The sequence below is a fragment of the Streptomyces sp. NPDC007164 genome (genome assembly GCF_040634135.1).
Classification (GTDB): domain Bacteria; phylum Actinomycetota; class Actinomycetes; order Streptomycetales; family Streptomycetaceae; genus Streptomyces; species Streptomyces sanglieri.
Genome location: NZ_JBEYFB010000044.1, coordinates 48,053 through 58,746, shown reverse-complemented (window position 1 = coordinate 58,746; position 10,694 = coordinate 48,053). Strand labels below are relative to the sequence as shown.

The 10,694-nt window shown below is 68.4% G+C and carries 10 protein-coding genes; 2 read left to right on the top strand and 8 right to left on the bottom strand.

The window, feature by feature from the left end; translation table 11 throughout:
* Window positions 1-354: 354 nt before the first annotated feature.
* The 3 genes from ABZ622_RS34165 to thyX all read right to left on the bottom strand — a co-directional run bounded on the left by ABZ622_RS34165 (window position 355) and on the right by thyX (window position 3,959).
* Entirely contained in the window at window positions 355-2,040 is a 1,686-nt protein-coding gene (locus tag ABZ622_RS34165; protein WP_360549963.1) for a ribonuclease J, read from the bottom strand.
* 129 nt (window positions 2,041-2,169) lie between these two features.
* Window positions 2,170-3,069, bottom strand: a complete 900-nt coding sequence (gene dapA, locus ABZ622_RS34160) for a 4-hydroxy-tetrahydrodipicolinate synthase (RefSeq protein ID WP_124716048.1) — start codon at window positions 3,067-3,069, stop codon at window positions 2,170-2,172.
* A gap of 152 nt (window positions 3,070-3,221) precedes the next feature.
* On the bottom strand, window positions 3,222-3,959 hold the full coding sequence (gene thyX, locus ABZ622_RS34155) for an FAD-dependent thymidylate synthase (protein ID WP_124716049.1): 738 nt from the start codon (window positions 3,957-3,959) through the stop codon (window positions 3,222-3,224).
* Window positions 3,960-4,144: 185 nt separating this feature from the next.
* Here thyX and ABZ622_RS34150 point away from each other — a divergent pair, with 185 nt between their 5' ends.
* A complete protein-coding gene (locus ABZ622_RS34150) occupies window positions 4,145-4,384 on the top strand; it encodes a hypothetical protein (protein ID WP_360549961.1) in 240 nt (79 codons plus the stop codon).
* A gap of 94 nt (window positions 4,385-4,478) precedes the next feature.
* Window positions 4,479-5,030: a hypothetical protein gene (locus ABZ622_RS34145; RefSeq protein WP_360549959.1), complete on the top strand. Its 552-nt coding sequence runs from the start codon at window positions 4,479-4,481 to the stop codon at window positions 5,028-5,030.
* A gap of 37 nt (window positions 5,031-5,067) precedes the next feature.
* Here the strand turns inward: ABZ622_RS34145 and ABZ622_RS34140 are convergent, their stop codons facing one another.
* From ABZ622_RS34140 to rpsO, 5 genes are all read right to left on the bottom strand, one after another.
* On the bottom strand, window positions 5,068-5,526 hold the full coding sequence (locus ABZ622_RS34140; protein WP_360549957.1) for a tetratricopeptide repeat protein: 459 nt from the start codon (window positions 5,524-5,526) through the stop codon (window positions 5,068-5,070).
* An 11-nt stretch (window positions 5,527-5,537) separates the two neighbouring features.
* The gene (gene dapB / locus ABZ622_RS34135; RefSeq protein WP_360549955.1) at window positions 5,538-6,290 is read right to left on the bottom strand and encodes a 4-hydroxy-tetrahydrodipicolinate reductase; all 753 of its coding nucleotides are present in this window, start codon (window positions 6,288-6,290) and stop codon (window positions 5,538-5,540) included.
* Window positions 6,291-6,314: 24 nt separating this feature from the next.
* Complete coding sequence (locus ABZ622_RS34130) at window positions 6,315-7,694, bottom strand: pitrilysin family protein (RefSeq protein ID WP_266911463.1); 1,380 nt, start codon at window positions 7,692-7,694, stop codon at window positions 6,315-6,317.
* Complete coding sequence (locus ABZ622_RS34125) at window positions 7,691-9,904, bottom strand: polyribonucleotide nucleotidyltransferase (protein WP_266688264.1); 2,214 nt, start codon at window positions 9,902-9,904, stop codon at window positions 7,691-7,693. The genes ABZ622_RS34130 and ABZ622_RS34125 overlap by 4 nt, the downstream gene beginning before the upstream one ends.
* 335 nt (window positions 9,905-10,239) lie before the next feature.
* Window positions 10,240-10,530 (bottom strand): 30S ribosomal protein S15, encoded by a 291-nt coding sequence (gene rpsO / locus ABZ622_RS34120; RefSeq protein ID WP_003965855.1) that lies wholly within the window; start codon window positions 10,528-10,530, stop codon window positions 10,240-10,242.
* Window positions 10,531-10,694: the final 164 nt, after the last annotated feature.

Genomic DNA, 10,694 nt, shown 5'->3' with positions numbered 1-10,694 from the left:
TTCCGACTCTATCAGACTCTTTCGTGTCCGATTCCCGGTCGAAGCGGGATCCTGCTTTTCGCTTTCCAGTTCTTCGCTTTCGCGTTTCCCTTTCCAGCGGTTCCAACCTTACCAGACTCTTTTCCGTTCCGTTTCCGGTCCGAATTTGAATTCCGGTGACCTTGGAGGGGCCTTTGCCTTTCGGCGGATCCGACTTTATCAGAAGTTCTGAGTCGGAATTCCCGCCCCGTTCCGGACGCTCGGCGCACACGAGTGTGCGCAGTGCTTCCCGGTCAGGCGGAGCCGTAAACGTACTGGAGCGGGGCGCCCCGATGCAAATCGGGGGCCCCGCTCCGGAGTTCGCGCCTGGCTGCGTCAGACCTCGACGACGACCGGAAGGATCATCGGGCGCCGGCGGTAGGTGTCGGAGACCCACTTGCCCACCGTGCGGCGGACGAGCTGCTGGACCTGGTGCGGCTCCAGCACGCCGTCCTGGGCGGACCTGTTGATCGCTTCCTCGATCTTCGGCGCGACGGCGCTGAACGCCGAGTCGTCGATGCCGGAACCGCGGGCGTGGATGTCCGGTCCGCCCGTGATCTTGCCGGAGGAGCTGTCGACCACGATGAAGACGGAGATGATGCCCTCTTCGCCGAGGATCCGGCGGTCCTTGAGCGAGGTCTCGGTGACGTCGCCGACCGAGAGGCCGTCGACGTAGACGTAACCCGCCTGGACCTTGCCGACGATCTTGGCCCGGCCGTCGACGAGGTCGACGACGACGCCGTCCTCGGCGATGACGATGTGGTCCTTGGGCACGCCGGTGAGCGCGCCCAGTTCGGCGTTGGCCCTCAGGTGGCGCCATTCGCCGTGGACCGGCATCAGGTTCTTCGGCTTGCAGATGTTGTAGAAGTACAGCAGCTCGCCGGCCGAGGCGTGGCCCGAGACGTGGACCTTCGCGTTGCCCTTGTGGATGACGTTGGCGCCCCAGCGGGTCAGGCCGTTGATCACGCGGTAGACGGCGTTCTCGTTGCCCGGGATCAGGGACGACGCCAGGATCACCGTGTCACCCGGGACGATCCGGATCTGGTGGTCCCGGTTGGCCATCCGGGACAGGGCCGCCATCGGCTCGCCCTGGGATCCGGTGCAGACCAGCACGACCTCGTCGTCCGGCAGGTCGTCGAGGGTCTTGACGTCGACAACCAGGCCCGCGGGAACCCGCAGGTAGCCGAGGTCACGGGCGATGCCCATGTTGCGGACCATCGAGCGGCCGACGAAGGCGACCCTGCGGCCGTACTCGTGTGCCGCGTCGAGGATCTGCTGGATGCGGTGCACATGGCTGGCGAAGCTCGCCACGATGATGCGCTTCTGGGCGTTGGCGAAGACCGTGCGCAGGACGTTGGAGATGTCCCGCTCGGGCGGCACGAAGCCGGGGACCTCGGCGTTCGTCGAGTCGGAGAGGAGGAGGTCGATGCCTTCCTCGCTCAGCCGGGCGAAGGCGTGCAGGTCGGTGAGCCGGCCGTCCAGCGGGAGCTGGTCCATCTTGAAGTCGCCGGTCGCGACGGCCATGCCCGCGGGGGTGCGGATGGCGACCGCGAGGGCGTCCGGGATGGAGTGGTTGACCGCGATGAACTCGCAGTCGAACACGCCGATGCGCTCGCGCTGCCCCTCCGCCACTTCCAGGGTGTACGGACGGATGCGGTGCTCCTGGAGCTTCGCCTCGATCAGCGCGAGGGTGAGCTTGGAGCCGATGAGGGGGATGTCCGGCTTCAGGCGCAGCAGATACGGGACACCACCGATGTGGTCCTCGTGTCCGTGCGTGAGGACGATGCCCTCGATGTCGTCGAGACGGTCCCGGATCGTGGTGAAGTCCGGCAGGATCAGGTCGATCCCGGGCTGCTCCTCCTCGGGAAAGAGGACTCCGCAGTCGACGATGAGCAGGCGGCCGCCGTACTCGAATACCGTCATGTTGCGGCCGATTTCGCCGAGGCCGCCGAGCGGGGTGACCCGGAGGCCGCCCTTCGGGAGCTTCGGCGGGGTGCCGAGTTCGGGATGCGGATGACTCAAAAGACTCTCCTTACCACGCACGCCACGTACCGCTTGGGCACGTGGCGCGCATGTCATTCGTGCACTTGCTGTTGTCTGTTTTTTCGCTCTTGCGAGTGTTCTTCGCGTATTCAGTTGTGAAGTCTGTGATTACAGCTCTACCCCGCCGGCGGCGAGATCGATCTTGAGCTGGGCCGTTTCCTGCTCGGTGAGCTCGACCAGCGGGAGGCGCAGCGGGCCTGCGGGCAGCCCCTGGAGGGCCAGGGCGGCCTTGGTGGTGATCACACCCTGGGTGCGGAACATGCCGGTGAATACCGGCAGGAGCTTCTGGTGGATCTCCGTGGCCTTCTGGACGTCGCCGCCGGCATGCGCCTCGACGAGGGCGCGCAGGTCGGGGGTGACGACATGGCCGACGACGGAGACGAATCCGATGGCGCCGACCGAGAGCAGCGGCAGGTTGAGCATGTCGTCGCCGGAGTACCAGGCGAGGCCGGAGCGGGCGATGGCCCAGCTGGCGCGGCCGAGGTCGCCCTTGGCGTCCTTGTTGGCGACGATGCGCGGGTGCTCGGCAAGCCGTACCAGCGTCTCCGTGTCGATCGGCACACCGCTGCGGCCGGGGATGTCGTAGAGCATCACCGGCAGACCGGTGGCGTCCGCGATGGCCGTGAAGTGGCGGAAGAGGCCTTCCTGCGGCGGCTTGTTGTAGTACGGCGTCACCGCGAGGAGCCCGTGGGCGCCGGAGCGTTCGGCCGTACGGGCGAGCTCGATGCTGTGGCGGGTGTCATTGGTGCCGATGCCGGCCACGACGTGGGCCCGGTCTCCCACGGCTTCCAGTACCGCCCTCACGAGCTGGTCTTTCTCCGCGTCGCTGGTGGTCGGGGACTCGCCGGTGGTGCCGTTGACGACCAGGCCGTCATTGCCTGCGTCCACCAGGTGGGCGGCGAGCCGCTGGGCACCGTCGAGGTCGAGTGCGCCGTCCGCCGTGAAGGGCGTGACCATAGCGGTGAGGACCCGCCCGAAGGGGGTCTGCGGAGTGGAGATCGGAGCCATGGGTAACACGCTACTCGCTGCTCAGGACCCAATGCCCCCTCGGGGGGACAAGCGATAGGAGCCCGGCACTGCCTGCTCGGGGGTTCAAGCAGTGCCGGGTCCGTTTGATCAGCCTAGATGAACTTCACGAAACGCCGCAATACGGACACCGCTTACGGGGCTACTCGTCCGTTTTTGTTGAAGGCTGCATGGGTGAGCGGCATGAGGCGCGCCCAGTGCTCCTCCATCTGCTGGCCGACCATCTCGATCTCGCGCTGCGGGAAGGACGGCACCTTCGCCAGCTCGTGCTGGGTGCGCAGGCCGAGGAAGTGCATCAGCGAGCGGGCGTTGCACGTGGCGTACATCGAGGAGAAGAGGCCGACGGGGAGCACGGCGCGGGCGACCTCGCGGGCCACTCCGGCGGCGAGCATCTCCTGGTAGGCCTCGTACGCCTGGCGGTAGGAGTCCTCCATGACGCGGCCGGTGAGCTCCTGCTGGGCCTGGGTGCCCTCGACGAACTCGTACTTGCCGGGGCGGCCCTGCTGGACGAGCTTGCGGGAGGCGTCCGGGACATAGAAGACCGGCTCCAGCTCCCGGTAGCGGCCCGATTCCTCGTTGTACGACCAGCCGACGCGGTGGCGCATGAACTCGCGGAACACGAAGATCGGGGCGCTGATGAAGAAGGTCATCGAGTTGTGCTCGAACGGGCTGCCGTGGCGGTCACGCATCAGGTAGTTGATGAGTCCCTTGGAGCGCTCGGGGTCCTTGGTGACCTCCTCCAGGGACTGTTCGCCGGCCGTGGAGACGCGGGCCGCGAACAGGACGTCGGAGTCGCCCGCGGCGTGTTTCACCAGCTCAACGGTCACATCGCTGCGGAAGCTGGGCTTTGCGGGCTCGGGGGTCTCGGTCACCGGCGGGGTCCTTCCAGTTGCGTCGCTCGGGCGGCGCCCACTCTACGGGCCGCCACTGACAACCGGGCCGGAAGGGCCGTCCAGGGATTTCTTCGACGAATTCGGCGATTCGGGGCACCGATCAGGCCCGCCGTGCGTCTGACTCAATAGCAGCATCCGTAACAGAGTTCAAGGAGACCTTCCTCATGTTCCGCCGGCGTGAATCCGTCCCGTTCTCGTTCGTGGCCGAGAGCGACCGATTCCGCAGTAACGTCACACCCCCGCCCCGGCAGCGCGCCACCGTCTCCCAGCTGGCCGGCCGTTCCCTCGTCGGGCTGACCATGGTCGCCGGTCTCGTCGGGGCGCTGATCCTCGGTCTGCCCGCGCTGAGCCCCGCGCAGAGCCCCTCGCACGCCGAACAGACCGAGGCCGCCCACGGGCACTGACTCGTACGGGCCCCCTGGGGTGGTCGGGTCGGTGATCTCCTCGGTAGCCTCACCGGGCACAGCAATCGAGCGTGTTTGTGAGTGAGGATCATTCGTGCCCCTGCCCTTCCTGACGGCCGACCGCGCATTTGATGCGAGCGCCGAGGACATCGCGCTGCCGTTCGACGACCACGACAGCTGGCGGCGCCCGTACCGTCCCGGCCCCTGGCGGGTCGCGGCGGCGGCCTTCCTGCTGCTGCTCGCGTCCTTCGTGCTGCTCGCGGGAATGATCATCGCGTTCGCCGGGGCGGTGCCGGGTTCGGCCGTGTGTCTGGGCCTCGCCCTCGCGGTCATCCTCTGCGCGCTGCGGCTGCTGCGGGTCGGTGCCTGGGTCAGCCGGCACGGCGTGCGCCGGGTGAGCTTCTTCACCAGCGTCACCGTGCCGTGGAACCGGGTCGCCGACATCCGCACGGTGCAGCAGCCGGTGAAGTGGCTCGGGTTCCCCCGCACCGTCCAGGGGCAGGCGCTGATCCTGGTACGCCAGGGGGGCGAGCCGGTTCCGCCGCTGCTCACCGACAGCAACGCCGACTTCCTGACCCGGAGCGAGGCGTTCGACCGCGCCGCCGACACGGTGGAGGCGTGGGGGGACGAGTACCGGCGGGTCTGAGCCCCCGACAGCCGGCAGGACGCCCGGCCCGGCCCCTTCAGGGGGTGCTGGGCCGGGCGTCCTTCGTTCGTAGGGCGATCGCGCGCTGCATGGCCTTGCGGGCCCGCGGGGTGTCCCTGGCGTCCTGGTAGGCGACGGCGAGGCGGAACCAGCAGCGCCAGTCGTCCGGGGTGTCCTCGGTCTCCTCGCGGCGCCGGGCGAACACGGCGTCGGCCGAGTCGCGGTCGATCCGGCCGGACGGGGTGCGGACCAGTTCGTCGACCGGCAGGCCGCCCTCCGCGTCGAGCTCCGCGGCCAGCGCGTTCGCCCGCGACACGAACTGGGTGTTCTTCCAGAGGAACCAGATGCCGATCACCGGCAGGATCAGCACCGCGACCCCGAAGGTGACCGTCAGCAGCGTGCCGTGCCGGATGAGCAGTACGCCACGGCTGCCGACCAGGGCGAAGTAGAAGACCAGGACGGCAGCGGTGACGAAGTAGGTGATCTTTGCGCGCATGGCAGGCTCAGTCAGTTCAGGTCGAGGAAGTGTTCCAGGCCGAACGTGAGGCCGGGAGTGGTCACCACGCGGCGTACGCCGAGCAGGATGCCCGGCATGAAGCTGCTGTGGTGCAGGGAGTCGTGGCGGATGGTGAGCGTCTCGCCCTCGCCGCCGAGCAGCACTTCCTGGTGCGCGAGGAGACCGCGGAGCCGGATCGCGTGGACGGGGACTCCGTCCACGTCCGCGCCGCGGGCACCGTCCAGGGCCGTGGCGGTGGCGTCGGGCTGCGGGGCGCAGCCCGCCTTCCGGCGGGCGTCGGCGATCAGCTGGGCGGTGCGGGTGGCGGTGCCCGAGGGGGCGTCGACCTTGTTGGGGTGGTGCAGTTCGACGACCTCGACCGACTCGAAGTAGCGGGCTGCCTGCTCCGCGAACTTCATCGTGAGGACGGCGCCGATGGAGAAGTTGGGCGCGATGAGCACACCGGTCTCCGGGGAGCCGGAGAGCCAGGTGTTGAGCTGCGCGAGCCGTTCGTCGGACCAGCCCGTCGTACCGACGACGGCGTGGATGCCGTGCCGGACGCAGAAGTCCAGGTTGTCCATCACCGACGCGGGGGTGGTGAGCTCGACGACGGCCTGGGCGCCGGATTCCGTGAGGGTCTCCAGCCTGTCGCCGCGGCCCAGTGCGGCCACCAGCTCCATGTCGTCGGCGGCCTCGACGGCTCGTACCGCCTCGGATCCGATCCGGCCCTTGGCGCCGAGAACGGCCACGCGCAGCTTGCTCATTGCTCTGGTTCCTTAACGGTGGAGTTAGGAGACCGCTTCTTCGAGGCGGTCGGCCTGCTTGTCCTTGAGCGGGCCGATGACGGAGAGGGAGGGGCGGTGTCCGAGGACCTCGGCCGCGACCTCGCGCACGTCGTCGGGGGTGACCTGTGCCATCCGGGCGAGCATGTCATCGACCGACATCTGGTCGCCCCAGCACAGCTCGCTCTTGCCGATGCGGTTCATCAGCGCGCCGGTGTCCTCCAGGCCGAGGACGGTGGAGCCGGAGAGCTGCCCGATGGCGCGGCCGATCTCCTCGTCGGTCAGTCCTTCGGACGCCACCCGGTCGATCTCGTCCCGGCAGATCTTGAGGACGTCGTGGACCTGGCTGGGCCGGCAGCCCGCGTACACCCCGAAGAGTCCGCAGTCGGCGAAGCCCGAGGTGTACGAGTACACGCTGTAGGCGAGGCCGCGCTTCTCCCGTACCTCCTGGAAGAGGCGTGAGCTCATGCCGCCGCCGAGGGCGGTGCTGAGCACGCCCAGTGCCCAGCGGCGGTCGTCGGTGCGGGCCAGGCCGGGTACGCCGAGGACGACGTGGGCCTGCTCGGTCTTGCGGTTCAGCAGCTCGACCCGGCCCGCGGTGCGCAGGGTGCGCGATCCCTCGCGCGGGGCGACCGGGACGGCGTCGGTGCGGGACAGGGCGCCCGCCCGCTCGAACGCCCGGCGGACCTGGCGTACGACCGTGGCGTGGTCGATGTTGCCCGCGGCGGCGACGACCAGGTGCGTGGGGTCGTAGTGCTTCTTGTAGAAGCGGGTGATCCGGCCGCGGTCGAGCGCGTTGATGGTGTCGACGGTGCCGAGGACCGGGCGGCCGAGGGGGGTGTCGCCGAGCATGGTGTGCGCGAACAGGTCGTGCACGCAGTCGCCCGGGTCGTCCTCGGTCATCGCGATCTCTTCGAGGATGACGCCGCGCTCGGCGTCGACGTCCTCGGCGGTGATCAGCGAGCCGGTCAGCATGTCGCAGACGATGTCGATGGCCAGCGGCAGGTCGGTGTCGAGGACCCGCGCGTAGTAGCAGGTGTACTCCTTCGCCGTGAAGGCGTTCATCTCGCCGCCGACCGCGTCGATCGCGGCGGAGATGTCCAGGGCGCTGCGCTTGGCGGTGCCCTTGAAGAGGAGGTGTTCGAGGTAGTGCGTCGCGCCGTTCAGCGTGGGGGTCTCGTCGCGTGATCCGACGTTGGCCCAGATGCCGAAGGTGGCGGAGCGTACGGAGGGCAGGGTCTCGGTGACCACCCGGAGACCGCCGGGCAGGACGGTGCGGCGGACCGTACCGATGCCGTTGGTGCCCTTGAGAAGCGTTTGGGTACGGGCGACGGCCCGCGCCTTCGAGGAGGCGCGGGCCGTCGTCACGGAACTACGGGACGTCACTTGGCGGCGTCGTCCTTCTTCTCGTCCTCTTCACCCTCGATGACCGGGATCAGGGAGAGCTTGCCGCGGGAGTCGATCTCGGCGATCTCGACCTGCACCTTGGCACCCACACCGAGCACGTCCTCGACGTTCTCCACGCGCTTGCCACCGGCGAGCTTGCGGATCTGCGAGATGTGCAGCAGGCCGTCCTTGCCGGGCATCAGGGAGACGAAGGCACCGAAGGTGGTGGTCTTGACGACCGTACCCAGGTAGCGCTCGCCGACCTCCGGCATGGTCGGGTTGGCGATCGAGTTGATCGTGGCGCGGGCGGCCTCGGCGGCCGGTCCGTCGGCGGCACCGATGTAGATGGTGCCGTCGTCCTCGATCGTGATGTCGGCGCCGGTGTCCTCCTGGATCTGGTTGATCATCTTGCCCTTGGGGCCGATGACCTCACCGATCTTGTCCACCGGGATCTTGACGGTGATGATCCGCGGGGCGTTCGGGGACATCTCGTCCGGGACGTCGATGGCCTCGTTCATCACATCGAGGATGTGGAGGCGGGCGTCGCGGGCCTGCTTCAGCGCGGCGGCCAGGACCGAGGCGGGGATGCCGTCGAGCTTGGTGTCGAGCTGGAGCGCGGTGACGAACTGCTTCGTGCCGGCGACCTTGAAGTCCATGTCACCGAAGGCGTCCTCCGCACCGAGGATGTCGGTGAGGGCGACGTAGTGGGTCTTGCCGTCGATCTCCTGGGAGATCAGACCCATGGCGATGCCGGCGACGGCGGCCTTGAGGGGCACACCGGCGTTCAGCAGCGACATGGTGGAGGCGCAGACCGAGCCCATGGACGTCGAGCCGTTGGAGCCCAGCGCCTCGGAGACCTGGCGGATCGCGTAGGGGAACTCCTCGCGCGTCGGCAGCACCGGCACGATGGCGCGCTCGGCGAGCGCGCCGTGGCCGATCTCGCGGCGCTTGGGCGAGCCCACGCGGCCGGTCTCACCGACGGAGTACGGCGGGAAGTTGTAGTTGTGCATGTAGCGCTTGCGGGTCACCGGGGAGAGGGTGTCCAGCTGCTGCTCCATGCGGAGCATGTTGAGGGTGGTGACGCCCAGGATCTGGGTCTCGCCACGCTCGAACAGCGCGGAGCCGTGCACCCGTGGGATGGCCTCGACCTCGGCGGCGAGCGTACGGATGTCCGTGACGCCGCGGCCGTCGATGCGGACCTTGTCCTTGATGACGCGCTCGCGGACCAGCTTCTTGGTCAGCGCGCGGTACGCGGCGGAGATCTCCTTCTCGCGGCCTTCGAAGGCCGGGAGGAGCTTCTCGGCGGCGATCTCCTTGACGCGGTCCAGCTCGGCCTCGCGGTCCTGCTTGCCCGCGATGGTGAGCGCCTGGGCCAGCTCGGACGTCACGGCGGCGGCGAGCGCCTCGAAGACGTCGTCCTGGTAGTCCAGGAAGACCGGGAAGTCGCCGGTGGGCTTGGCGGCCTTGGCGGCGAGGTCCGACTGGGCCTTGCAGAGCGCCTTGATGAAGGGCTTCGCGGCTTCCAGACCGGCGGCGACGACCTCCTCGGTCGGGGCCTCGGCGCCGTCCTTGACGAGCTGGATGGTCTTCTCGGTGGCCTCGGCCTCGACCATCATGATCGCGACGTCGCCGTCCTCCAGGACGCGACCGGCGACGACCATGTCGAAGACGGCGTCCTCAAGCTCGGTGTGCGTCGGGAAGGCGACCCACTGGCCCTTGATCAGCGCGACACGGGTGCCGCCGACCGGGCCGGAGAAGGGCAGGCCGGCCAGCTGCGTGGAGCAGGAGGCGGCGTTGATCGCGACCACGTCGTACAGGTGGTCGGGGTTGAGCGCCATGATCGTCTCGACGATCTGGATCTCGTTGCGCAGGCCCTTCTTGAAGGAGGGGCGCAGCGGGCGGTCGATCAGGCGGCAGGTGAGGATCGCGTCCTCGGAGGGCCGGCCCTCACGACGGAAGAAGGAGCCGGGGATCTTGCCGGCGGCGTACTGCCGCTCCTCGACGTCCACCGTGAGGGGGAAGAAGTCGAGCTGGTCCTTGGGCTTCTTGGAAGCGGTGGTGGCCGACAGCACCATGGTGTCGTCGTCCAGGTACGCCACGGCGGAGCCGGCGGCCTGCTTGGCCAGGCGGCCCGTCTCGAAGCGGATGGTGCGGGTGCCGAAGGTTCCGTTGTCGATAACGGCCTCGGCGTAGTGGGTCTCGTTCTCCACTAGCGTTTTCTCCGATACATATCGTCTTCTCGCCCCCACGCCCGTGTGGCGGGGGACGTAGCGGAGAAGCCCTCCATCGGCGGGCCGGTCTTCGATCGAAGCACCCGGGTCGATGAGTCCGGGGGCCACTACCGAGGACCGGCGGCGGGGAGGTCTGCTTCTCGCTCGTCTGTCGGTCGTTCTCCGACCAGGTTACTGAGATTCGGTTCTGCTTGGCATTTCCGGCCGTACGGGCGGACCCGTCACGTCCGGTTCCTGCCGGCGCACGCACAATCGTACGTACAGCAAAGGGAGCGGCCCCCCTCAGTGGTGGGAACCGCTCCCTTCACGGCGAACTACTTGGCGCCGCCGGCCGCACCGCGGCGGATGCCGAGGCGGTCGACCAGGGCACGGAAGCGCTGGATGTCCTTCTTGGCCAGGTACTGAAGGAGGCGGCGACGCTGGCCGACCAGGATCAGCAGACCACGACGGGAGTGGTGGTCGTGCTTGTGCGTCTTGAGGTGCTCCGTCAGGTCCGAGATCCGGCGGGAGAGCATGGCGACCTGGACCTCGGGGGATCCGGTGTCACCCTCCTTCTGGGCGAACTCGGACATGATCTGCTTCTTCGTAGCGGCGTCGAGCGGCACGCGTACTCCTCTTGATGTTCGATGCGCCCACGAGTGCCCCTGGTCTTGATCGCAGGGGAGCTTCCATGACTCGGAGGCGAAGGTCCGATGAGCGCAGATCCCAGGATGATCCGGGAGCGCGTACACAAACGGCCGTCACACAGCGTACCAGTCCTGCGCAGCCG

Bases quoted from the DNA above. Each gene is read 5' to 3' on its own strand.
- dapA (WP_124716048.1), bottom strand. From the start codon at position 3,069: ATGGCTCCGATCTCCACTCCGCAGACCCCCTTCGGGCGGGTCCTCACC.
- dapB (WP_360549955.1), bottom strand. From the start codon at position 6,290: ATGAGCAAGCTGCGCGTGGCCGTTCTCGGCGCCAAGGGCCGGATCGGA.
- ABZ622_RS34140 (WP_360549957.1), bottom strand. From the start codon at position 5,526: ATGCGCGCAAAGATCACCTACTTCGTCACCGCTGCCGTCCTGGTCTTC.
- ABZ622_RS34150 (WP_360549961.1), top strand. From the start codon at position 4,145: ATGTTCCGCCGGCGTGAATCCGTCCCGTTCTCGTTCGTGGCCGAGAGC.